Origin of the sequence: Rhodococcus sp. YH3-3 (genome assembly GCF_001653035.1) — a bacterium.
Taxonomy (GTDB): domain Bacteria; phylum Actinomycetota; class Actinomycetes; order Mycobacteriales; family Mycobacteriaceae; genus Rhodococcus_F; species Rhodococcus_F qingshengii.
The window spans coordinates 2,684,299-2,708,119 of record NZ_BCWH01000001.1; the positions used below are offsets into that span (position 1 = coordinate 2,684,299).

Here is a 23,821-nt window from a genome sequence, read left to right on the forward strand (position 1 = left end):
GACCTACAGCTCCACCAACGCGTCCCCGGGGGCGGAGACAGAGCGCGGAGTCAGTGGTTCGAGGGGGTGCCCGATTGCGATGGCACCGAGTGGCTGCCAATCCGCCGGGAGATCGAGTTGTTCGCGTACGAGATCGGCGGCGAAGATCGTCGATCCGATCCAGCAGCTTCCCACGCCGCGCGTAGCCAACGAGACCAGCAGTCCCTGCACTGCCGCGCCGGCGGCGACCGTGAACATCGTCGACTCCGCCGCGGTTCGTCCGGCATCCGGATAACTGTGTGCGCCATCGGGCACGCAGAAGGGAATGACGACCTCGGGGGCGTCGAACAGGATGTTTCCGCGGGCAACCCGGGCCTCGACGGATTCGTCACTGCGACCGTCGGCGCGAAGATCGGCGGCCCACTTCTCGCGCATCTGCTCGAGAAGAGCCGTGCGGACCGACTCCGTGCGTAGCCACACGAATCGAACCGGTCTCGTGTGGTGCGGTGCGGGAGCGGTGAGTGCCTCGGCGATCGAGCTGCGAATGATCTCCGCGTCGACGGGATCACTTGCGAACTGTCGGACCGATCGACGCAACAGCAGCGCCTGGCCACGGCCCATCGCCGTAGCTTCCTCGGTGCCCAGCCAGAACAGATCGTCCGGGCCGCGGCGAATCAGATCCTGGCCACTCGAACCGTCGTCCTCGAACCGAAGCCCACGAACGACGGCGACGGGAACGCCGCCCAGCTTGCCCTTGACCAAGTCGCCCGCAGCGGCGATTTCGTCCGCGATCGCGATCTCGGTGACGATCAGATCGTTGCCCTGACTGTCCTGTGCTCCGAGGTAGCCGTGCAGGACCGGAATGCCGGAGGAACCGATTGCGGCGTCGGTCTGCCCGTTGCGCCACGCACGACCCATCGTGTCGGTGACGACGACGGCGACGGACTTGCCCGTGCTCTCGAGAATTCGGGCGCGCAGACCCGCAGCGCTCGCATCCGGATCCACGGGGAGTAGCGCCAATTCGGCACCGTCGACGTTGGAGCCGTCGATGCCCGATGCGGCCTGCACGATTCCGAGTTTGTTCTCGGTGATCAGAGTGCGGCCCTTGCGTGCCACGACGCGGACGGCTTCCTGATCCACCAGGAGGCGTCGTGCCGCGTCGCGCTCTTCCGGATCGGTCGGTGAGGAAACGATGCGACCCTCGACTTTGGAGAACACCTTGCTCGTGACGACAACGACGTCGCCGCTCTCGAGCCACGGCGTCGCGTCGACGACAGCGGTGGCCAAGTCGTCTCCGGGCCGGAACTCGGGAAGCCCGAGCACGGGAATGACTTCGATTGCGGCGCCGGGGGAGTGATCACCGGGAGAGTGATTTCTGTCGCGGCTTGCTTCGGTTCCGGGCTCGGTCACAGTTCGACTCCGGCGATCTCGAAAGCCGTGCGAACCATTTTCGCGGTCTCTTCGGGGGACGTCATCAAAAGTGGGATGCTTCGCACGTCCACCCCGTCGATGTCGGCCGTGTCACCTTCGTCGACGAGCCAGCCGTCGAGAATGCCGTTGATCGAACGAGCTCCGTAGTGGCGACCGATCGCCTCCGAAGTCGTCTCGACCCCGATCACCTCGAGGCACTCGTCAGCCATGCCGCGCAACGGTTTTCCGCCGATGACGGGGGAGAGGCCGACAACCTTGGCCGCGGTTGTTCGCAGGGCACCGCGAATGCCGGGCACCGCGAGGATCGCGCCGACGCTCACGACGGGATTGGACGGTGCGATCAGCACGATGTCGGCACCGTCGATCGCCTCGACTACCCCTGGCGCAGGCTTGGCCTGCTCGGCGCCGACGTGAGCGAAGCTGTGCGTTTCCACCTGTGCCCGATGGCGTACCCACCACTCCTGGAAATGAATCGCCTTCTGCTCACCGTCTTCCGGATCGGTGATCACGACGTGTGTTTCGCTGCGGTCGTCGCTCACGGGAAGCAGTGCGACACCGGGATTCCAGCGATTGCACAACGCTTCGGTGATCGCGGACAACGGATATCCCGTGCGGAGCATCTGGCTGCGAATCAAATGCGTTGCGATATCGCGATCTCCGAGGCCGAACCAGTCCGGCTTCGCTCCGTATGCCGCGAGTTCTTCTTTCGCATTCCAGGTTTCGCCGGCGTGCCCCCACCCGCGTTCGGTGTCGATACCGCCGCCGAGTGTGTACATACAAGTGTCCAGATCGGGGCAGATGCGCAGACCGTGCATCCACACGTCGTCCCCGACGTTGACGACGGCCGTGATGCGATGTGGGCCTTCGTATTTCTCGAGGGATTCACCACCGGCGATTCCGAGCGCGTTTTGAATACCTTGAAGGAAACGGGCCCCGCCGACGCCGCCAACCAATACAGTCACGTTCACGACAACAGAGCCTAGGCGGTCGGCGCGTCGTCGTGTCTGGCGGGCAGAAGGTCCCGTCAATTGAGGGCCGGAATACTAATGGATTCATCTCGTTTAGCTTGACCGCGACACGCTGGACGTGTGTAATCTCAAATGTGTCATTCCAACCGCTACTTGTGAGTTCACTTGCAGCGGGGCCGGTTTCGAACACAGTTTCGAACGGTCGACGGGGTGGGGTTGAAGATGGAGTGAAAATTCTGCGCTATTACAGGTGAGGAGGCGGAACGATGCCCAATGAAAATGTCGAGATCAGTTCTCTCGCAATGACAGTAAGCGACGAACCGCAGACCGATTCCCGAGCAGGCGCAGCAGAAGGTGCCTGCAGCAGTGAGTTCGACGGTATGAGTACTCGGCCAGTGCTGAGTCTCGTCACCGGCTTCGAAGAATTGTTCGACACCATCGAGGATCAGTGGCAGGAGCGTGCTCTCTGCGCGCAGACCGATCCCGAAGCGTTCTTTCCTGAAAAGGGAGGATCGACGAGGGAAGCAAAACGGATCTGCCTCGGTTGTGAAGTTCGTGACGAGTGCCTCGAGTACGCGCTCGCGAACGACGAACGGTTCGGAATCTGGGGAGGGTTGTCCGAGCGCGAGCGTCGGCGACTCAAGCGGGGGATCATCTGATCTGCTGCTGAATCGGTTCTGTCAGCGTCGGGGCTGACGGGCGGTCTTCGAAAGTCTGACCTGCAACGGGGAATTGCAGGTCAAGCAACGACTGTTTTGTTCTTCGTGTGGATTTACTTCTTCGTGTGACATCAGTTTTTTCGTCTGACAGTGCGTCAGTCCTCGTCGGGCAGTATCAGTCCTCGTCGGGCAGCGTGGGGTCGATGACCTGTGGGTCGACGCCCAGATACGTGCCGACTTGATGGACCAACACGTCGTGCACCAGATCCGTGAGTTCTTCCGGATCCTTCGCTCGCTGCTCCAATGGGCGGCGAAACAGCACAATTCTTGCGCGAGTCGTATTTCCGTGACGGTCGATTCCGGCCGGAATCAGTCGTGACAGTGGAACCGGGCCGTCTGCGATGACCTCCGGCGGCCATGTGACGGACTCCGGATCGTGCGCGTGAATCTTCGGAACTTCGTCCACTGCGATGTCGAGTTTCGTCAGCCGGTCGTGCCATGCGAGGTCGACGGGAGAGAAGGCGTCGAGCACCAGGAGATCGAACTTCTCCGCGCGGGTACGCCTGGCGGGCACCTCCGGGGGAAGTAGCGGTCCGCGCAGGCCACGGCCGTGTCGCTCGATGGAACGAGTGGTGACCGAGCGTCGGCGGCGGGCTTGTGGCATGGCGCCAGATTACGACAGGAGAAACTGCTCGGTGTGTCCGAGTAGGTTCCGGACGTGGGGAGGGCTAGGCTCCGTACCTGTGAGATCTCTGCGTCGCTGCTGCCGCCCCGGGTGCAAGAACCCCGCCGTCGCGACGCTTACGTATGTTTACTCGGACTCCACTGCGGTTGTCGGGCCGCTGGCAACCGTCGCCGAGCCCCATTCATGGGATTTGTGTGACACTCACGGCTCTCGAATCACCGCCCCCAAGGGGTGGGAACTCGTCCGCCACGAAGGCGGATTCGCGTCGAGTACTCCCGACGAAGACGATCTGACCGCTTTGGCTGAAGCTGTACGTGAGGCCGGTCTCGGAGATCGCAGCAAGTCCAACGTCGATGCAGATGAGGACATACGTCCCGCAGCTCCGAGTACTGCCCGTACAGGGCGTCGTGGACACCTACGCGTTCTGCCCGACCCGTCCAACTGACGCGAGATTCGTCGCCGTAGACGCTAGGCTCGACCGAGTACTTCCACACCCGAGTACTGCGAATCTCCGGACGCCATGCGCCCGGACGTTCCCGTCTGTGAGGGTGCATGCACAAGGAGAGTTTTCAGTGGGGCGAACAGCCGAGTCGGTTGCTGCAATCATCAAGGCGTACGACGTACGCGGTGTGGTCGGTGAGCAGATCGACGAAGATTTTGTCCGCGACGTCGGTGCGTCGTTCGCCCGCCTGGTCCGCGACGAGGCCGGCGCCGCCACGACGGTTGTGATCGGCTACGACATGCGCGCATCGTCGCCCACACTGTCTTCGGCTTTCGGTGACGGCGTGCTTGCTCAAGGGCTCGACGTCGTCTACATCGGATTGGCGTCGACCGACGAGCTCTACTTTGCATCCGGTTTGCTGAACTGCCCGGGCGCGATGTTCACGGCGAGCCACAATCCCGCCAAGTACAACGGCATCAAGATGTGTCGGGCCGGCGCCAAGCCGGTCGGTCAGGACACCGGCCTCGCAGTCATCTCCGCCGAGGTCGTCTCGGGTGTTCCCGCGTACGACGGACCGGCAGGCACCGCCAGCACCAAGGACGTCCTCGAGGAATACGCGAGCTACCTCCGCGGATTGGTCGACCTGGCTGCGTTGCGCCCGCTGAAGGTCGCAGTCGATGCAGGCAACGGTATGGGCGGCCATACCGCGCCGGCCGTATTCGGGCCGATGCCCCTCGACGTCCTGCCGCTGTACTTCGAGCTCGACGGCACGTTCCCCAACCACGAAGCCAATCCGCTCGATCCGGCCAACCTCGTCGACCTGCAGGCCTACGTGCGCGAAACCGGAGCGGACATCGGCTTGGCGTTCGACGGTGACGCGGACCGTTGCTTCGTCGTAGACGAGAAGGGCGACCCGGTCTCGCCGTCCGCGGTGACGGCACTTGTCGCCAAGCGCGAACTCGCGAAGGAACCGGGCGCGTCGATCATCCACAACCTGATCACGTCACGGGCAGTGCCCGAACTGGTCGAAGAACTCGGCGGCGTCGCTATTCGTACCCGAGTCGGCCACTCGTTCATCAAGCAGGAGATGGCCGAGACCGGTGCGGTGTTCGGCGGCGAGCACTCCGCTCACTACTACTTCCGCGACTTCTGGGGCGCCGACTCCGGCATGCTCGCGGCGCTGCACGTACTCGCCGCACTGGGCGAGCAGGATCGTCCGCTCTCCGAGTTGATGGCGGAGTTCACCCGCTACGCGGCCTCGGGCGAGATCAACTCCACCGTGGCTGACGCGGCAGATCGTACGGCCGCTGTACTGGCGGCATTTGCCGACCGCACCGAGTCGGTGGATCGCCTCGACGGTGTCACGGTCAGTCTCGAGGGAAATGCCTGGTTCAACTTGCGCGCGTCCAACACCGAACCACTGCTGCGACTCAACGTCGAAGCACCCACGTCCGCCGATGTCGACGCATTGGTGAACGAAATTCTGGCGATCGTCCGGGCTTGAATCCGAGTCTGATCGGTTTGTCGGTGAGCCGAAGCCCTGGGATAGTTGGGGGACTATCTCAGGAACGACGGCCTCGGGAACGAGGGCTTTGCCACCACGGACCGCGTGGAGCTGGAATGCTGGATGGTGCGGGAACTGCTAACGGAGAAGGGGGTGCGGTGAGATGACAGCGCCGATGCCGCTTCTCGACCTCGACGACAGCGAGGGTTTGTCAGCTGCCGATTCGGAAGGGCTACTGCGGTCTGTAGCCATGGGCGGCGCACAGATTCGGGCCACCGCGTCGGCCGTCGGTGAGGGTGTGATCTCCCGATTGGCCGGTCTGCGTCCGCGCAGCGTCGTACTGATCGCCGGCGCGGGTGGCGCCCGGCACGGAGCCAGGATCGCGCTTGCTCTCGTCGGAGATTCGGTCGGTTGCCCGCTCCTCGTTCTCGACCGGACGCCGTCGTGCGGCACACGATGACGCGGTTCCTCGCCGTCTTCCTCGCGGTTGCCGCCGAAATCGAGGGCAAGGGATCGATCGAGGACCGTTCGGCGGTGCTCGGTCGAATCGCCGACGCAGTTGATGCGGAGGCGCTGCGGGACGGACCGGCCAACGAGGTATTCCACAACCCGGCCAAGTCGTTGGCCACCAGGATGAGCGGCCGGCGAGTCGTTCTGTGTGGAAGTGGTTCCGTGACAACAGCACTCGCAGAGTTCTCGAGCGTTGCGCTGATGAGCTCCGGCCTGAACGCCGCTGCCGCCGAGATGTCCGAGGTGATTCGTTCGGCGCGTGCACTGTTCGCGCCGGACGCAGCTTCACGTGATTCGGTGTTCCACGACCCCTTCTTTCACGATCCGCAACTCGACGGCGCGCTGCCGCCCCCGCCGGTGCGGGCGTTCGTCTTCGCGACCGAATCCACGCGCGGGGAGGCGAGGCGCCGGATGGACGCACTGGCTGACGCCGACCTGGTGGTTGCGGCAGACGAAGACCAGACCAACGTGGTCATATCGGAGATGGAGCAGGTATTCGTGTTGGCGTCTCGAGTAGACATGGCCGCGGCGTACGTGCAGTTGACAGGCGGTGCGAAGTAAGTGCGTGAACTCGAAGGTGCACTTCGTTCTTACGCGTGGGGCTCGCGAACGGCAATTGCCGAACTACGCGGTCTTTCGACTCCGTCGAATCATCCCGAAGCGGAATTGTGGTTGGGCGCGCACCCGGGTGACCCGGCGCGCGTGATCACCGAATCCGGAAGCGAGTCGTTGCTCGAGGTCCTGCACCGCGAACCCGAACGCGAACTCGGCCGTGAGAACCTCGAGGCATTCGGTGAGCGACTCCCATTCCTGCTCAAGCTGCTTGCGGCGGAAGAACCGCTGTCGCTTCAAGCGCACCCCAGCGCCGTTCAAGCCGACGAGGGATTTCGTCGTGAGAACGCACTCGGCGTTCCCATGGAATCGCCGATTCGCAACTACAAGGACGGCAGCCACAAGCCCGAACTCGTTGTCGCGCTCAGCAGATTCGAAGCGCTTGCCGGATTCCGCGAGCCGACGCGGACTGTCAAACTGCTGCGCGCTCTGGCCGTCGACGAGTTGGAGCCGTACATCGGTCTGCTCGAAGGCCAACCCGATTCCGACGGACTGCGGGCGTTGTTCACGACATGGATCACGCTGCCGTCCACGGTGCTCGGGACCTTGCTCCCTGCCGTACTTGCCGGGTGCATCACCTACGTCGCGCACCACGACGCCGAATTCGTGACCGAGATCCGCACCGCGCTGGAATTGAGCGAGGCGTACCCCGGCGACGCCGGTGTTCTGGCGGCACTGCTGCTCAACCGCGTCACCCTCGAGCCCGGCCAAGGACTGTTTCTCGCTGCCGGCAATCTCCACGCGTATCTCCATGGACTCGCGGTCGAGATCATGGCCAACTCCGACAACGTTCTGCGTGGTGGGCTGACACCGAAGCACGTCGACGTGCCCGAATTGCTGAGGATTCTGGACTTCGTCGGGGCCGATATCGAAGTGCTCGATCCGGCCCCGTCATCTGGATCAGGTCAGTCAGGATCAGGTAGATACGAGTACGTCACGCCGGCGCCCGAATTTCGTTTGACGCGTCTGGAGTTCGACGCGAATTCCACGGACATCGCCGTCGACGCTTCAGGCCCGCGGATTCTGATCTGCACCGACGGCGCGGTCACTGCGACGTGCGGCACTGACACTCTCGACCTCGATCGAGGCCGAGCGGCGTGGATCGCTGCCGACGAGCCCGCGATACACCTGAGGACACGGACCCCGACTGCGCAGGTTTTCAGTGCCGTAGTCGGAAACTAGGAGACATTGTGTCGGCTCATGGTGGCAAGAAGGCAATTCTGGCGGCCCTCGGAGCCAATGCCGGAATTGCCGTAGCCAAGTTCGCCGGATTCTTGATCACCGGATCGTCGTCGATGCTCGCCGAATCGGTGCACTCGGTGGCCGACACGTCCAATCAGGGTTTGCTGCTCCTGGGGCAGAAGAAGGCAGAACGTGACGCGGATCAACTGCACCCGTTCGGCTACGGGCGCAATCGATACTTCTATTCGTTCGTCGTTGCACTGGTGCTCTTCACCCTCGGTTCGCTGTTCGCGATTTACGAGGGTATTCACAAGATTCAACATCCGGAAGAACTCAATTCGGCTTTCGTGGCAATCGCGATTCTTGTCATAGCGATTTGTCTGGAGGGCTACAGCTTCCGGACCGCAGCGAAGGAATCACGACCGCTCAAGGGAAATGCGTCGTGGTGGAACTTCATCCGAACCTCTCGTAGCCCGGAACTCCCGGTTGTGCTGCTCGAGGACACCGGCGCATTGATCGGTCTCGTCCTTGCACTCGGCGGCGTCGGCCTCACGATGGTGACCGGAAATCCGGTCTTCGACGGCATCGGAACTCTGTGCATCGGTGTCCTGCTCGGCATCATCGCGATCATTCTGATCATCGAAATGCAGTCGCTGCTGATCGGTGAGGGCGCAACGGCGGTGGAGACCGAACTGATCCTCAACGCCCTGGTCGACGGAACTCGTATCGAACGCGTCATTCATTGCAAGACGCAGTACCTCGGTCCCGAGGAGATCCTTGTTGCTGCCAAGGTTGCGGTGCCGATCGGATCGACGATCTCGGACGTGGCGACGGCGATCGACGAGGCGGAGTCTCGCGTGCGCGCTGCAGTGCCTGCGGCGCGGGTGATCTACCTCGAGCCGGACCTGGATCGTCTCAGCGCAGGAGATCGCCCTGAAACAGGGCTACAGGCTCCCGACAAACCCTGAACAAAGCTGCGCCTGCGGGCTTAGGCTGATGCCATCTCTCTACTTGCCCATGGTGGGACCTGCTGGTCCCCAGCAAGGAGGCGGCAATGGCTGTCAAGGACGAGCAGGCCGGATCTGGACGGTCGAAGCTGTTTCGAACCAAATCGATCGAGCAGTCCATCAAGGACACTGACGAGCCGGAAACCAAACTCCGGAAAGAACTGAACTCGTGGGATCTCACGGTGTTCGGTGTCGCAGTCGTCATCGGTGCGGGCATCTTCACACTCACGGCTCGGACGGCGGGAAATGTCGCCGGGCCGTCGGTCTCGCTCGCGTTCGTCATTGCCGCCATCGCCTGCGGACTGGCAGCGCTGTGTTACGCCGAATTCGCGTCGACGGTCCCGGTTGCCGGTAGCGCGTACACGTTCTCGTATGCGACATTCGGCGAATTCGTCGCCTGGATCATCGGCTGGGATCTCATCCTCGAATTCGCCTTGGCGTCTTCGGTGGTCGCCAAGGGCTGGTCGCTGTACCTCGGCGAAGTGATGGGCTCACGCAGCCCGATCGTCGAATTGGGGCCGATCTCGTTCGACTGGGGTGCGGTGCTGGTGATCGCTGTCATCACGATCCTGCTCGCGACCGGCACAAAACTCTCGTCGAGGGTGTCGCTGGTGATCACGGCGATCAAGGTCGCGGTGGTGTTGCTGGTGATCGTCGTCGGCCTCTTCTACATCGACACCGACAACTACTCGCCGTACATTCCGCCGTCGGAGCCGGGCTCGACGGGAGAGGGCATCCACCAGTCGTTGTTCTCGTACGTGACCGGGGCCGGTGGCAGCACGTTCGGGTGGTACGGATTGCTCGCGGCAGCCAGTCTGGTGTTCTTCGCGTTCATCGGCTTCGACGTCGTCGCCACGACGGCGGAGGAGGCGAAGGAGCCGCAGAAGGCGCTGCCACGCGGCATCCTGGGTTCGCTCTTGATCGTCACGGTTCTGTACGTGGCGGTGACACTGGTGCTGACCGGGATGGTGAAATACACCGAACTCGAGGGCGATACCTCCAACCTGGCAACGGCATTCGCCTTCCACGACATCACGTGGGCGAAAAACGTCATCTCGTTCGGTGCGTTGGCCGGTCTCACGACAGTGGTGATGGTGCTGATGCTCGGGCAGACCAGGGTGCTCTTCGCGATGGCACGCGACGGTCTGATGCCACGACGCCTGGCGCCGACCGGCAAGCACGGAACCCCTGTGCGGATCACGATCTTGGTCGGCGTCGTGGTCGCGGTGCTCGCCGGCGTTTTTCCGATCGGCACCCTCGAGGAAATGGTCAACATCGGCACACTGTTCGCTTTTGTTCTCGTCTCGATCGGGGTTCTCGTGCTCCGTCGGACGCGTCCCGACCTACCTCGCGGATTCAGGGTGCCGCTGGTCCCGCTGGTCCCGATTCTGGCCGTCCTCGCGTGTCTGTGGCTGATGTTCAACCTGTCGGTGGAGACCTGGATGAGGTTCGTGGTCTGGATGGCCCTCGGCGTTGTCATCTATTTCGCCTACAGCAGGCAGCATTCGATGATCGGGAAGCGTGAACGCGGCGAAATCGAGTAAATGTACAAAGATTGTAATTTGTCTATCAATTGTACAAAATCAGTAGTACTGTCTACCTCATAGTGAACTGACTCACAGTTTTCGGGTCGGTCCGAATCGAGGAGGTAGACCGTGTCGACGCACGTGGACTCGCAATCCGGCCAGACGCTCCCGCCCGAGCAGTGGCGTGACAAGAAGAGATACCTCTGGCTGCTCGGCCTCGTGCCGCCGACGGCGGTCTTCATTGCCGTCGGATTGGTCGCGTTGTTCAACAGTCTCGGATGGAATGCGGTCTCGCCGGTGTGGTGGTGGATCGGGCCGCTGCTCGTCTACATCCTGCTCCCGATCCTCGACATCTTCTTCGGCCCGGACGGCGAGAATCCGCCGGACGAAATGATGGAGCGCCTCGAGAACGACAAGTACTACCGGTATTGCACCTACATCTACATACCGTTCCAGTTGGTCAGCCTGGTCCTGGCCTGCTACCTCTGGTCGGCGACCGATCTGTCCTGGCTCGGAATCGACGGGGGACTTGGGCTGATCTCCAAGATCGGTCTGGCGATCAGTATCGGTTGTGTCGCAGGAATCGGGATCAACACCGCACACGAGCTCGGTCACAAGAAGGACGATCTCGAACGCTGGTTGTCGAAGATCACTCTGGCGCAGTCGTTTTACGGCCACTTCTACATCGAGCACAATCGTGGACACCACGTGCGCGTCGCCACGCCCGAGGATCCGGCGTCGTCTCGCTTCGGTGAGAGCTTCTGGACCTTCCTGCCGCGCAGTGTGTGGGGATCTCTGCGCTCGTCGTGGTCCCTGGAAAAGGCCAGACTCGATCGACTGGGTAAGAAGCCGTGGACAATTCGCAACGACGTCCTGCATTCGTGGTTGATGTCCGTCGTACTGTTCGGTGTCCTCGTCGCCGTCTTCGGCCTCTCGGTACTGCCGTTCCTGGTGCTGCAGGCCGTGTTCGGATTCTGTCTGCTCGAAACCGTCAACTACCTCGAACATTACGGACTGAAGCGTCGTCGTCTGGACAGCGGGCGGTACGAGCGTGCAGCACCGGAGCACAGTTGGAACAGTGATCACATCTGCACCAACATCTTCCTGTATCACCTCCAGCGTCACAGCGATCATCACGCGAACCCGACGCGTCGTTATCAGACGCTTCGAAGCATGGACGGTGCGCCCAACCTGCCCAGTGGGTACGCGAGCATGATCATCCTCGCCTACGTTCCACCGCTGTGGCGAAAAGTGATGGATCCCAAAGTCCTTGCGCACTACGGCGGCGACATCACCCGCGTCAACGTTCAGCCGTCCAAGCGTGATCGCCTCCTTGCTCGGTACGGAGCAGCGTGATGAGCAGCTATCGATGCCCGGTGTGTGAATACGTCTACGACGAATCGAAGGGTGCACCACGAGAAGGGTTTCCGGCGGGCACGCCGTGGGATGCCGTGCCGGACGACTGGTGCTGTCCGGACTGCGGCGTGAGGGAAAAGCTGGACTTCGAGCCGATGCCGGCAACGGCGGGGGGGGAATCATGAACGACTACAAGCTGTATCAGTGCGCGCAATGCGGCTTCGAGTACGACGAGGCAGTCGGCTGGCCGGAGGACGGTATCGAACCGGGCACTCGCTGGGACGACATTCCCGAAGACTGGAGTTGCCCGGACTGCGGGGCGGCGAAGAGCGACTTCTTCATGGTTGAGGTCGAACGACGGTGAGATGCGTCGGCGTCGAACGGACCTAGGTGCGGCGGTAGTGTCGTCACCATGACTTCGACGCCCACTCGTCTGCCGCAGAAAGAAGCGTCGCGCCTGCTGCTGCGTACGTCGGTGCTCGATTCGATGCGTGAGTTGTTGACCGAGCGCGACTGGTCCGAGGTGACGCTGACGGTTCTGGCCAAGCATGCCGGTGTGAGTCGTCAGACGCTCTACAACGAGTTCGGCTCGAGGCAAGGGCTTGCCGAGGCGTACGCGCTTCGCCTTGCTGACGGCTTCGTCGACGCGGTGGACGAGGCCATGGTGGCGAACGACGGACGTGCAGTCGAGGCATTGACGGCGGGTTTCGGATCGTTTTTCGCCTCCAGTGCAACCGACCCGTTGGTGATCTCTCTGCTCACCGGTGAGGCCAAGCCGGACCTGCTTCGCCTGATCACCACCGACAGTGCGGTCATCATCGAGCGCGCGTCGTCGCGGCTTGCGGAGAGTTTCCAGCGAGGGTGGATTCAGGCGTCACCCGCCGACGCCGGAATTCTGGCCAGGGCGATTGCGCGTCTCGGGCTGAGCTACATTTCGATGCCGCCGGAGTCCGAGGCTTCGGTGGCGGAGGATCTGGGCATACTGCTCGGGCCGTTCATCGACGTGGCGCGCGAGGGCCGCGCAGTAGAGGGGCGGGCGGGAGAGGGCGTCTAACCGATAGCCTGGTACACCGATAGGCTTGTGCAGAGTATGCACGTCAACCAGGAGAGGCAGATGACGACCTCAGTTTCAACAACGCCCGTGGCCGAGAGCCGTAACGGCATCGACTTCAAAGTTGCAGATCTTTCGCTCGCGGAGTTCGGTCGCAAGGAAATCCGTCTGGCAGAGCACGAGATGCCCGGCCTCATGGCGCTTCGTCGCGAATACGCAGAGGTGTTGCCGCTCAAGGGCGCTCGCGTTTCCGGCTCGCTGCACATGACCATTCAGACCGCGGTGCTGATCGAGACGCTGACCGCGCTCGGCGCCGAGGTCCGCTGGGCTTCATGCAACATCTTCTCCACGCAGGATCACGCTGCCGCCGCCATCGTCGTCGGTCCGCACGGCACCCCGGAAGAGCCCAAGGGCGTTCCGGTTTTCGCCTGGAAGGGTGAAACCCTCGAAGAGTACTGGTGGGCAGCCGAGCAGATGCTGACCTGGCCGGGTGAGCCTGCCAACATGATTCTCGACGATGGCGGCGACGCCACCATGCTGGTGCTCAAGGGCGCACAGTTCGAGAAGGCCGGCGTCGTCCCGCCGACGGACGACGACCAGGATTCCGACGAGTACAAGGTCTTCCTTGCACTTCTGCGTCAGTCCCTCGAGTCCGACAAGGGCAAGTGGACGGCAATCGCCGAGTCCGTCCAGGGCGTCACCGAGGAGACCACCACGGGCGTTCTGCGCCTGTACCAGGTTGCCGCTGCCGGTGAACTCACGTTCCCCGCTATCAACGTCAACGACTCGGTCACCAAGAGCAAGTTCGACAACAAGTACGGCACGCGCCACTCGCTGCTCGACGGCATCAACCGCGGCACCGACGTTCTGATCGGCGGCAAGGCTGCGCTGGTCTGCGGTTACGGAGACGTCGGCAAGGGTTGTGCCGAGGCACTTCGCGGCCAGGGCGCTCGCGTCGCGGTCACCGAGGTCGACCCCATCAACGCCCTGCAGGCGCTCATGGACGGCTTCGAGGTCAAGACAGTCGAGCAGGCCATCGGCTGGGCCGACATCGTGATCACGTCCACCGGTAACAAGGACATCATCACGTTCGAGCACATGAAGGCCATGAAGCATCAGGCCATCCTGGGCAACATCGGTCACTTCGACAACGAGATCGACATGGCCGGCCTCGAGAAGTCCGGCGACGTCACGCGGATCAACATCAAGCCGCAGGTCGACGAGTTCACGTTCGCCGACGGCCACTCGATCATCGTGCTGTCCGAAGGCCGCCTGCTCAACCTCGGCAACGCGACGGGCCACCCGTCGTTCGTGATGAGCAACAGCTTCTCCAACCAGGTCATCGCGCAGATCGAACTGTGGACGAAGCCGGACGAGTACGACAACGAGGTCTACCGCCTCCCGAAGCACCTCGACGAGAAGGTCGCCAAGATCCACGTCGAGGCACTCGGTGGCACGCTGACCAAGCTCACGAAGGATCAGGCAGAGTACATCGGCGTCGACGTCGAAGGCCCGTACAAGCCCGAGCACTACCGCTACTGACCCGGTGATTCGTCACTGAGGATGTAGTGTCCGCCGTCCCCCGGTCTGCGCAAGCAGGCCGGGGGATAGGCTTGTCCGCCGTGGGAACACTGGTGGCATTGGAAGGCCTCGACGGCGCTGGAAAGCGAACGTTGATCGGCAAAGTGGAGAGCGAACTCCGCCGCGGCGGCACGTCGATCGCGACTCTGGATTTTCCGCGGTACGGGAAGTCGATCCACGCGGATCTTGCTGCCGAGGCACTCAAAGGATCGCACGGAGACCTGGCTGAATCCGTGAACGCGATGGCAGTCCTGTTCGCCCTGGACCGCGCGGGTGCGGCGGATCGGATCTCGGACCTGTTGTCCGCCAACGACATTGTTCTCCTCGACCGCTACGTGGCGTCCAACGCCGCCTACAACGCGGCGCGCGCGCATCAGGGCGTGGACGGCGAGATGGTCGCCTGGGTCCGTGAATTGGAGTTGGGTCGACTCGCTCTTCCCGCTCCCGATCTGCAGTTGTACCTCGACGTACCGGTAGCTCTGGCCGAGCAGCGTGCCCGCTCGCGTGAGGCCGAGGACGCGTCGCGTCAGCTCGACGCCTACGAGCGCGACGGCGGCCTGCAGGCCAGAACCGGTGAGCTCTACAAGCAGTTGGCAGCGACGGACTGGGTCTCGCCCTGGTGGATCGTGGGGCCGGAGACGGACCCGGGCGAACTGGCGCGCAGGCTCGCGGGTTTCGCGGGATCGGTCACCCTTGCGGCCGGGATTCGAACTTTCCGGCACAGTAGAGGGAAAGACGCGGCACGCCGCACGGCCTCGTAACGGTCTGATTCATCGCTCCGAGATGCAACGATAGGGATATGAAACCAAGGATTCTGGTTGTCGACGACGACACGGCACTCGCCGAGATGCTCACGATCGTGCTGCGTGGTGAGGGTTTCGATCCCTACGTGGTAGGCGACGGAACCCTGGCGCTCGCGGCAGTGCGTGAGACCCGGCCCGACCTCGTCCTGCTCGATCTCATGCTTCCCGGAATGAACGGGATCGACGTATGCCGAGTTCTGCGTGCGGATTCCGGCGTGCCCATCGTGATGTTGACGGCCAAGACCGACACCGTCGACGTCGTGCTCGGCCTCGAATCCGGTGCGGACGACTACATCATGAAGCCGTTCAAGCCGAAGGAGCTGGTGGCGCGGGTGCGTGCTCGCCTGCGCCGCACGGAAGAGGAGCCGGCCGAGCTGCTGAGCATCGCCGACATCGTGATCGACGTTCCGGCACACAAGGTCAGCCGCGGCAGCGAGCAGATCTCGCTCACACCACTCGAATTCGACCTGCTGGTCGCATTGGCGCGCAAGCCGCGCCAGGTGTTCACCCGTGAAGTCCTCCTCGAGCAGGTGTGGGGATACCGCCACGCCGCCGACACCCGCCTGGTGAACGTGCACGTTCAGCGTTTGCGCGCCAAGGTCGAAACTGATCCCGAGAATCCCGAAGTGGTTCTGACGGTCAGGGGGGTCGGCTACAAGGCCGGACCGCCGTGAGCGGAGTTTCCAGGTGGCGTCGTCGTCTCAACCGACGGCTGACGCCATTTCTGCGGTGGTGTCACTCGATGAGCAACACCCTCGCGCACACGTGGCGACGCTCGCTCCAATTGCGAGTGGTCGTCTCGACTTTGACGTTGTCCTTGATCGTCATCGTCATTCTCGGTGTCGTGCTGACCAGCCAGATCACCGATCGGCTGTTGGAAACGAAGATCACCGCGGCGACCGAGGAAATGGACCGAGCCCGCGGCATCGTCGAAGACCAACTCGCGGGCGTCGACGATTCGACGGCGCTCAACGTTCAATTGGAAAGCGCTGCATCCGGACTGACCAGCCGTCGAAACCAGACCTCGGGCCAGGCCTCCGGGTCGGCCGGCACCTTCGACCCGGTGCTCATCGTGCCAGGGGACGGGCCGCGCCAGCCGACGAGTTCGGGACCGGTCGATCAGATCCCCGACAACCTTCGCGAGTTCGTCAAACGCGGCCAGATCAGCTACCAATTCGCGACGGTGTCCAACCCGAACGGTTACTCCGGTCCAGCGCTGATCATCGGTAGCCCCACCGCGTCGTCGATATCGGGACTCGAGCTGTACCTGATCTTCCCGCTCGCCAGCGAAGACCGGAGTCTGTCGCTTGTTCGAAGCACCCTGCTGATCGGTGGAGCCGTGTTGCTGGTGCTCCTGGCTGCGATTTCGCTGTTGGTTGCCAGGCAGGTCGTGCTTCCCATCCGATCGGCCTCACGAATCGCGGTGCGTTTCGCAGACGGCCGACTCAAGGAACGAATGCCGGTCCGCGGCGAGGACGACATGGCGCGCCTGGCCATGTCCTTCAACGAGATGGCCGAGAGTCTGTCCAAACAGATCACCCAGCTGGAGGAGTTCGGCAGTCTCCAGAAACGCTTCACCTCCGATGTCAGCCATGAACTCCGCACACCTCTGACCACGGTCCGGATGGCAGCCGACCTGATCTACGACGGCAGCGAGAACCTCGACCCGATGCTGCGTCGGTCGTCGGAACTGCTTGTCGCCGAACTGGACAGGTTCGAAGGGCTACTGGCGGACCTCCTCGAGATCTCCCGTCACGACGCCGGTGTCGCGGAACTTGCGTCCGAACAACTCGACGTCCGTATGTGTGCGCGAGCGGCCGTTTCCACGGTTCGCCATCTCGCCCGCGAATCCGGCACCGAACTGATCGTGGACATGCCCGACGAGCCGGTCATGGCAGATGTCGATCCGCGCCGCGTCGAACGCATCCTGCGAAATCTCCTTGCCAACGCCATCGACCACGGTGAGGGGAAGCCGATTCTGCTTCGCCTTCGCGCCGACGACAATGCCCTCGCCTTCATCGTCCGCGACAGTGGCGTCGGGTTGCGTCCGGGCGAGGAGAAGTTGGTCTTCAACCGGTTCTGGCGATCGGACCCGTCCCGCGTGCGCCGCAGTGGCGGCACCGGACTCGGCCTCGCGATCAGTGTCGAAGACGCGAATCTGCACGACGGCAAGCTCGAGGCCTGGGGCGAACCGGGAGTCGGCGCCTGCTTCCGGCTGACGCTCTCGCGCACCCGTGGCAAGAAAGTCGTGTCGAGCCCACTGCCTCTCAAGCCGACGACCACAAAGTTCGTCCGCACGCCGAGCGAAGCCGACATCGTCGCCGATACAGTCGGCGAGGTCACGTCGTCCCTGCCGACTCCGCGCGAATCGGACTCGCGGAACGAGTCCAACGGTGGGGATCGATCATGATCGGAACCCGCCGCCGTCTGGCACTTCTCGCAACAACGCTCAGCGTGCTGTTGCTGACCGGCGCGTGCGCGAGTTTGCCGGAATCCTCCTCGCCGCAGGCAATCGGAACTCTGGCAACCGCTGTGCCCGGAACCTCCGTCGAATCACCGGCCTCGGGGCGAGAGCCGGACCTGCTGGTACGTGACTTCGTAAAGGCGAGTACCGATCCGTCCAACCGGCACGCCGCAGCCCGTCAGTACCTGACCAAGGACGCTTCGGCGCGTTGGGACGACGCGGCAAGTGCTGTCATCGTCGACAAGGTCGATGTGCTCTCGGTTTCTCGAACCAGCACCGAAGCCGTCTACACGATTCGTGTGAACAAGGTCGGTCGCCTCGACCCGGGAGGACTGTACGTTCCCGAAGAGGGCAGCTTCGAAGCGAGGATGACCCTGGCGTTGACCGACGGCGAATGGCGGATCAGTGATCTGCCTCCCGGCGTGATCATGGAGCGTCCGCAGTTCCTCGGCGCTTACCAGCGGAAGTCGTTGTTCTTCCTCGACCCCACCAGCCAGACGGTCGTCCCCGATCTTCGCTGGATCTCCGGCGGGCAGGACCAGGTGGCGGCTCAGCTGATCGGTCTGATGATCGACGGACCGAAGGCAGCGCTGGCGCCGGCTGTGCGAAACGAACTGGGCAATGGCGTGTCGGTGATCGGTCCGATCACCAAGGCCGACGGTAAGCCGGGACAGGTCGGAGTCGGTCTCGGTGGTGTGCGCATCAACTTCCGCCTTGACAACCCGATGGATGCTGCTACTCGCGGTTTGTTTGCAGCACAGGTCATTTGGACGCTCGCCAACGCCGATGTGGCAGGGCCGTACGTTCTGGAGATCGACGGCGAACCGCTGGACGCGGCTCATGCCGACGGCTGGACCACCGCCGACGTCGCATCCACCAACCCACTGGCCACCACGAGTGCAACCGTCGGACTGCACGCACTGCGCAACGGTTCACTGGTGAGTGTCACCGAGCAAGAGGCGACTCCGGTGCCCGGTTTCGCGGGCAATGCGGGCAACCTCACGGCGGCTGCTCTCTCACGGGACGGCAAGTTGGTGGCAGCCGTCGCGGACACCGCTCGGCCGGATCCCGGCACAAGATTCGACTTGTCGCTCGGGACATACGGCGAAGGGTCCGTTCCGGTACTCGAAGGCAGCGCCATCACCAGGCCTTCGTGGGAGCTGGACAACAACGCGGTCTGGACGGCTGTGAACGGCAATACCGTCGTTCGGGTCGTCCGTGAACCAGGCACCGGCCGGGTGTCGGTCACCAACGTCGACGTCGGGGCCCTGACGTCGGTCGGTTCGACGATCTCGGAACTGCGTCTGTCGCGGGACGGCGTGCGAGCGGCGATGATCATCGACGGCAAGGTCTACCTGGCTGTGGTCGTGCGCACCGCCAGCGGGGTCTACGCCCTGACGAGTCCACGCGCAGTGGCGTCCGGCTTGGGCAGTACCGCGCTCTCACTCGACTGGAGCAACAGCGACACCATCGTAATCGCGCGCAGTGGAGCCGACATACCGGTCGTCCAGGTCGCGATCGACGGCTCACGAATGGACGCGCTGCCGAGTGGAAACCTGACCGCTCCCGTCACCTCCGTGGATGCATCGCCGACCACCGAGTACGTCGCCGACGCGCGTGCGGTGTTCCAACTGAACAACAACGACCCCGCCGGGGATCGCCGCTGGCGTGAGGTGACCGTGCTGACCGGACAGAAGGCGATTCCGGTTCTGCCTGGCTGACGTCTCTGCGCTCTGGTGAATGTCTGCGCTCTGATGCATGTCGGTGCTCAGGTTCATGATTCGGCCATGGGGGACAAGAAATTCGGTGCCGGTCTGCTCGACCTGCTGTTGCCACGCGAGTGTGGTGGGTGTGGCCGCTCGGGGACTCTGTGGTGCGGTGAGTGCGCGGAACTGCTGCGCGATCATCCGCTTCAACTGAGTCCGCGCGTGGATCCGGGCGTGCCCGTCTGGGCACTCGGCCGCTACGACGGCCCCAGGCGGCGCAGTGTGATCGAGATGAAGGAACGGGGTCGTCGGGACCTCGCGATGCCTCTGGGGATCGCTGTGGCCGACGCGTTGGCCACTCTGGAACGGTGGGGCGAGCTCGGCAGCGGGGGTCGTCCGCCGATCGTGCTGGTGCCGGCTCCCACGCGCGCCCGAGCGGCGCGATCTCGCGGGGGTGATCCGGTTCGCCGGATAGCCGAAAGTATGCGCGGAAAGCGGGAAATTGGTTCTGTCGCGGGTCGTCCGGTACGTGTCTGTCCGATTCTCCGGATGACGCGAGGTGTACGTGACTCGGTGGGACTGTCCGCGGCCGACCGGGTGACCAACGTGAACGGTCATGTGTCTCTCGACACCACTGCGATCTCTTCGATTGCCGGGGACAGTGACATCGTCCTGCTCGACGACGTCCTCACCACGGGAGCGACTGCGGCAGAGTCGGTTCGGGCCCTCTCGCTCAGTGGGATTCGGACAACTCTCGTGCTTGTCCTTGCAGGGGCTTAGATGAATTTCGTTGGAACAGTGGCACTCGCGCGCGTTACGTACTAGCGTCGGCGGCACACCCGAAAATACTGGTAGGAGGTGGTACTTCGATACTGGTGCCGGGCGGATCCCCTCTCGGTACTTGCAGAATTTGCCGCCGCCCACCGTGGGGCGGGGCCGTAATTGGGAGGTACGAGTGACGACCCCTTCGCAAGCCTCGTTTTTCATCGAGGACGCCACCATCGAGCGTTCCGAGAATGCCGCAGCTCCGAGATCCGACGTCGTAGTCAAGGGACGAAATGTCGAGATCCCCGATCACTTCCGAATCTACGTTTCGGAAAAGCTGGCGCGACTCGAACACTTCGACCCCTCCATATTCCACTTCGACGTGGAACTCCAACATGAACGCAACCGACGACAGGCCAAGAGTTGCCAGCGCGTCGAGATCACCGCTCGAGGTAAAGGCCCGGTGGCCCGAGCCGAAGCGTCCGCAGACAGCTTCTACGCCGCCTTCGAATCGGTGATCGACAAGCTCGAGAGTCGCCTCCGTCGAACCAAGGACCGCAAGAAGGTCCATTACGGCGACAAGCGACCGGTGTCCGTCGCGGAGGCAACCGCCTCCCTCGTCGACGCAGATTCACTCGGAGTCACACCGGACATTTCGCTGAACGGTCAAGAGCCGGACGAGTACGACGGCCCGGGACGCGTGGTCCGCACGAAGGATCACCCGGCCGAGCCGATGACCATCGACGACGCTCTCTACGAGATGGAACTGGTCGGACACGACTTCTTTCTCTTCCATGACAAGGAGTCGGACAAGCCGTCCGTCGTCTACCGTCGTCACGCTTTCGACTACGGATTGATCCGCCTGACATGACCCAATCGGTGGTGGGTTTGCTCGCTCGCCGCCGGTAGCGCCTACCATGGAATCCGGCCGGAGTTTTCGGACCCCGGCCGGATTTTCAGTGTGTGACCCCCTGTCGCCGAAGATTGAGGACGAAGAAGACTGTGCCGTCGCTGTCGCTATCGAAGCTGCTCCGTGTTGGTGAAGGTCGCATGGTCAAGCGGCTCAAGCACATCGCCGAGCATGTGGAATCTCTGTCGCCCGATGTCGAAGGCCTGACAGACGAGCAACTCAAAGCCAAGACCACCGAGTTCCGTGAGCGCTATGCCGCCGGGGAAACTCTCGACGAGTTGCTGCCCGAGGCATTCTCGGTTGCCCGCGAGGCGTCGTGGCGCGTGATCGACCAGAAGCACTTCCACGTGCAGATCATGGGCGGCGCGGCCCTGCACTTCGGCAACGTCGCCGAGATGAAGACCGGTGAGGGCAAGACCCTGACCTGTGTTCTTCCGGCATACCTGAACGCGATCGCGGGTGACGGCGTCCACGTGGTGACGGTCAACGACTACCTCGCCAAGCGTGACTCCGAGTGGATGGGCCGCGTTCACCGCGCCCTCGGCCTCGAGACCAGCGTGATCCTCTCGGGTATGACGCCGGCCGAGCGCCGCGTCGCCTACGCAGCCGACATCACCTACGGCACCAACAACGAGTTCGGGTTCGACTACCTGCGCGACAACATGACGCATTCGTTGGACGACCTGGTCCAGCGTGGCCATGCGTTTGCCATCGTGGACGAGGTCGACTCGATCCTCATCGACGAAGCCCGAACCCCCCTCATCATCTCGGGCCCGGCCGACGGCTCCAGCAAGTGGTACAGCGAGTTCGCGCGCATCGCGCCGCTGCTGAAGAAGGACGTTCACTACGAGGTCGACATCCGCAAGCGCACCATCGGTGTGCACGAGGCGGGCGTCGAACTGGTCGAGGACCAGCTCGGTATCGACAACCTGTACGAAGCCGCGAATTCGCCGCTGGTGAGCTACTTGAACAACGCGATCAAGGCCAAGGAGCTCTACACCAAGGACAAGGACTACATCGTCCGCGACGGTGAGGTCATCATCGTCGACGAGTTCACCGGCCGCGTGCTGGTCGGCCGCCGCTACAACGAGGGCATGCACCAGGCGATCGAGGCCAAGGAGAAGGTGGAGATCAAGGCGGAGAACCAGACCCTTGCCACCATCACCCTGCAGAACTACTTCCGTCTGTACGACAAGTTGTCGGGCATGACGGGTACCGCCGAGACGGAAGCTGCCGAGCTTCACCAGACTTACACGCTCGGTGTGATCCCGATCCCGACCAACCGTCCGATGGTCCGAGTCGACAACGGCGACCTCATCTACAAGACCGAGGAAGCCAAGTTCGACGCGGTGGTCGACGACGTCGTCGAGCGCCACGAGAACGGCCAGCCCGTCCTGATCGGTACCACCAGCGTCGAGCGCTCGGAGTACTTGTCCAAGCAGTTCACCAAGCGCGGCGTTGCCCACAACGTCCTCAACGCCAAGTTCCACGAGAAGGAAGCGACCATCATCGCCGAGGCCGGTCGCTCCGGCGCGGTCACCGTCGCGACCAACATGGCCGGCCGCGGTACCGACGTCGTGCTCGGTGGTAACCCGGACATCATCGCGGACATCGCGCTGCGCAAGAAGGGCCTCGACCCGGTCACGACGCCGGACGAGTACGAGGCGGCTTGGGACGCAGTCCTGGACGAGGTCAAGGCTGAGGTCAAGGCAGACGCCGAGAAGGTCCGCGATGCCGGCGGCCTGTACGTCCTGGGCACCGAGCGTCACGAATCGCGCCGAATCGACAACCAGTTGCGTGGTCGTTCCGGACGTCAGGGTGATCCCGGCGAATCGCGGTTCTACCTCTCGCTCGGTGACGAGCTCATGCGCCGTTTCAACGGTTCGGCACTCGAGTCGATCATGACGCGCCTGAACCTGCCCGACGACGTCCCGATCGAAGCCAAAATGGTCTCGAAGGCCATCAAGAGCGCTCAGACCCAGGTGGAGCAGCAGAACTTCGAAATTCGCAAGAATGTCCTCAAGTACGACGAGGTCATGAACCAGCAGCGAACGGTCATCTACAAGGAGCGCCGCCAGATCCTCGAGGGTGAGGACATGGAAGGCCAGGTCGAGCAGATGATCACTGACGTGGTCACCGCCTACGTCGACGGTGCCACCGCCGAGGGATACGTCGAGGACTGGGATCTCGAGCAGCTGTGGACGGCGCTGAAGACGCTGTACCCGGTCGGCATCGATCACAAGACGTTGGCAGGGGAGGACGGCGCAGGCATCAACAGTGACCTGAGCCGTGACGACCTGCGAACCGCTTTGCTCGAAGACGCCCACGCGGCGTACAAGAAGCGCGAAGCCGAGATCGATGCGATCGCCGGCGAAAACGGTATGCGTGAACTCGAGCGTCGTGTCTTCCTCTCGGTCCTGGACCGTAAGTGGCGTGAGCATCTCTACGAGATGGATTACCTCAAGGAGGGAATCGGTCTGCGTGCGATGGCCCAGCGCGATCCGCTGGTCGAGTACCAGCGCGAGGGTTACGACATGTTCATCGGCATGCTCGACGGATTGAAGGAAGAGTCCGTCGGATTCCTCTTCAACCTGCAGGTCGAGGCAGCTCCGGCGCAGCCCGCAAGTGGAATTTCCGTCACCGCGGGCTCTGCCGCCGCGGCGTCCGCCACGGCGCCCAA

Annotated in this window: 23 protein-coding genes; 20 read left to right on the top strand and 3 right to left on the bottom strand. The window is 63.1% G+C overall.

Annotated elements, in window-relative coordinates:
* Positions 1 to 3 precede the first annotated feature (3 nt).
* Positions 4 to 1,389 carry a coenzyme F420-0:L-glutamate ligase gene (locus YH3_RS12540; RefSeq protein WP_003940947.1) on the bottom strand — a complete coding sequence of 462 codons (1,386 nt, stop codon included), beginning with the start codon at positions 1,387 to 1,389 and terminating at the stop codon, positions 4 to 6.
* Positions 1,386 to 2,378 (bottom strand): 2-phospho-L-lactate transferase, encoded by a 993-nt coding sequence (gene cofD, locus YH3_RS12545; RefSeq protein WP_064443422.1) that lies wholly within the window; start codon positions 2,376 to 2,378, stop codon positions 1,386 to 1,388. The genes YH3_RS12540 and cofD overlap by 4 nt, the downstream gene beginning before the upstream one ends.
* 380 nt (positions 2,379 to 2,758) lie before the next feature.
* On the opposite strand from cofD, the gene YH3_RS12550 reads away from it, so the two are divergent.
* Positions 2,759 to 3,037, top strand: a complete 279-nt coding sequence (locus tag YH3_RS12550) for a WhiB family transcriptional regulator (protein ID WP_020907098.1) — start codon at positions 2,759 to 2,761, stop codon at positions 3,035 to 3,037.
* A gap of 175 nt (positions 3,038 to 3,212) precedes the next feature.
* Here the strand turns inward: YH3_RS12550 and YH3_RS12555 are convergent, their stop codons facing one another.
* Positions 3,213 to 3,701: a metallopeptidase family protein gene (locus YH3_RS12555; protein ID WP_003940797.1), complete on the bottom strand. Its 489-nt coding sequence runs from the start codon at positions 3,699 to 3,701 to the stop codon at positions 3,213 to 3,215.
* Between the two features lie 79 nt (positions 3,702 to 3,780).
* Between YH3_RS12555 and YH3_RS12560 the strand changes: the two genes are divergently transcribed.
* The 19 genes from YH3_RS12560 to secA form a co-directional block, all read left to right on the top strand.
* Positions 3,781 to 4,167 (top strand): DUF3499 domain-containing protein, encoded by a 387-nt coding sequence (locus YH3_RS12560; protein ID WP_007731177.1) that lies wholly within the window; start codon positions 3,781 to 3,783, stop codon positions 4,165 to 4,167.
* Between the two features lie 127 nt (positions 4,168 to 4,294).
* Positions 4,295 to 5,668 carry a phosphomannomutase/phosphoglucomutase gene (locus YH3_RS12565; RefSeq protein ID WP_064443423.1) on the top strand — a complete coding sequence of 458 codons (1,374 nt, stop codon included), beginning with the start codon at positions 4,295 to 4,297 and terminating at the stop codon, positions 5,666 to 5,668.
* 163 nt (positions 5,669 to 5,831) lie between these two features.
* Positions 5,832 to 6,128, top strand: a complete 297-nt coding sequence (locus YH3_RS36670; protein ID WP_238592565.1) for a hypothetical protein — start codon at positions 5,832 to 5,834, stop codon at positions 6,126 to 6,128.
* On the top strand, positions 6,113 to 6,739 hold the full coding sequence (locus YH3_RS12570) for a hypothetical protein (protein ID WP_238592567.1): 627 nt from the start codon (positions 6,113 to 6,115) through the stop codon (positions 6,737 to 6,739). The genes YH3_RS36670 and YH3_RS12570 overlap by 16 nt, the downstream gene beginning before the upstream one ends.
* Positions 6,740 to 7,972, top strand: coding sequence for a mannose-6-phosphate isomerase, class I (gene manA, locus YH3_RS12575; RefSeq protein ID WP_064443424.1), 1,233 nt, complete (start codon positions 6,740 to 6,742; stop codon positions 7,970 to 7,972).
* 8 nt (positions 7,973 to 7,980) lie between these two features.
* Positions 7,981 to 8,940, top strand: coding sequence for a cation diffusion facilitator family transporter (locus YH3_RS12580; RefSeq protein ID WP_064443425.1), 960 nt, complete (start codon positions 7,981 to 7,983; stop codon positions 8,938 to 8,940).
* 86 nt (positions 8,941 to 9,026) lie between these two features.
* Positions 9,027 to 10,523, top strand: coding sequence for an amino acid permease (locus YH3_RS12585; protein WP_007731185.1), 1,497 nt, complete (start codon positions 9,027 to 9,029; stop codon positions 10,521 to 10,523).
* A gap of 111 nt (positions 10,524 to 10,634) precedes the next feature.
* Entirely contained in the window at positions 10,635 to 11,861 is a 1,227-nt protein-coding gene (locus YH3_RS12590; protein ID WP_064443426.1) for an alkane 1-monooxygenase, read from the top strand.
* The gene (locus YH3_RS34965; RefSeq protein WP_082920564.1) at positions 11,861 to 12,046 is read left to right on the top strand and encodes a rubredoxin; all 186 of its coding nucleotides are present in this window, start codon (positions 11,861 to 11,863) and stop codon (positions 12,044 to 12,046) included. The genes YH3_RS12590 and YH3_RS34965 overlap by 1 nt, the downstream gene beginning before the upstream one ends.
* Positions 12,043 to 12,225, top strand: coding sequence for a rubredoxin (locus YH3_RS12595; RefSeq protein ID WP_003940894.1), 183 nt, complete (start codon positions 12,043 to 12,045; stop codon positions 12,223 to 12,225). The genes YH3_RS34965 and YH3_RS12595 overlap by 4 nt, the downstream gene beginning before the upstream one ends.
* A gap of 48 nt (positions 12,226 to 12,273) precedes the next feature.
* Positions 12,274 to 12,915 (top strand): TetR family transcriptional regulator, encoded by a 642-nt coding sequence (locus YH3_RS12600; RefSeq protein ID WP_003941024.1) that lies wholly within the window; start codon positions 12,274 to 12,276, stop codon positions 12,913 to 12,915.
* Between the two features lie 60 nt (positions 12,916 to 12,975).
* Positions 12,976 to 14,454 (top strand): adenosylhomocysteinase, encoded by a 1,479-nt coding sequence (gene ahcY / locus YH3_RS12605; RefSeq protein ID WP_003940766.1) that lies wholly within the window; start codon positions 12,976 to 12,978, stop codon positions 14,452 to 14,454.
* 80 nt (positions 14,455 to 14,534) lie between these two features.
* Positions 14,535 to 15,254: a dTMP kinase gene (locus YH3_RS12610; RefSeq protein ID WP_238592568.1), complete on the top strand. Its 720-nt coding sequence runs from the start codon at positions 14,535 to 14,537 to the stop codon at positions 15,252 to 15,254.
* A 38-nt stretch (positions 15,255 to 15,292) separates the two neighbouring features.
* Positions 15,293 to 15,970: an MtrAB system response regulator MtrA gene (gene mtrA, locus YH3_RS12615; protein WP_003941013.1), complete on the top strand. Its 678-nt coding sequence runs from the start codon at positions 15,293 to 15,295 to the stop codon at positions 15,968 to 15,970.
* Positions 15,967 to 17,706, top strand: coding sequence for an MtrAB system histidine kinase MtrB (gene mtrB / locus YH3_RS12620; protein ID WP_019747781.1), 1,740 nt, complete (start codon positions 15,967 to 15,969; stop codon positions 17,704 to 17,706). The genes mtrA and mtrB overlap by 4 nt, the downstream gene beginning before the upstream one ends.
* Positions 17,703 to 19,481, top strand: a complete 1,779-nt coding sequence (gene lpqB / locus YH3_RS12625; protein ID WP_003940768.1) for an MtrAB system accessory lipoprotein LpqB — start codon at positions 17,703 to 17,705, stop codon at positions 19,479 to 19,481. Before mtrB ends, lpqB begins: the two co-directional genes overlap by 4 nt.
* A gap of 33 nt (positions 19,482 to 19,514) precedes the next feature.
* On the top strand, positions 19,515 to 20,246 hold the full coding sequence (locus tag YH3_RS12630; RefSeq protein ID WP_003940811.1) for a ComF family protein: 732 nt from the start codon (positions 19,515 to 19,517) through the stop codon (positions 20,244 to 20,246).
* 175 nt (positions 20,247 to 20,421) lie between these two features.
* Complete coding sequence (gene hpf / locus YH3_RS12635; RefSeq protein ID WP_003940893.1) at positions 20,422 to 21,102, top strand: ribosome hibernation-promoting factor, HPF/YfiA family; 681 nt, start codon at positions 20,422 to 20,424, stop codon at positions 21,100 to 21,102.
* A 131-nt stretch (positions 21,103 to 21,233) separates the two neighbouring features.
* Positions 21,234 to 23,821, top strand: a 2,588-nt coding sequence (secA, locus tag YH3_RS12640; RefSeq protein ID WP_064443517.1) for a preprotein translocase subunit SecA, incomplete at its 3' end; no start/stop codon positions are given.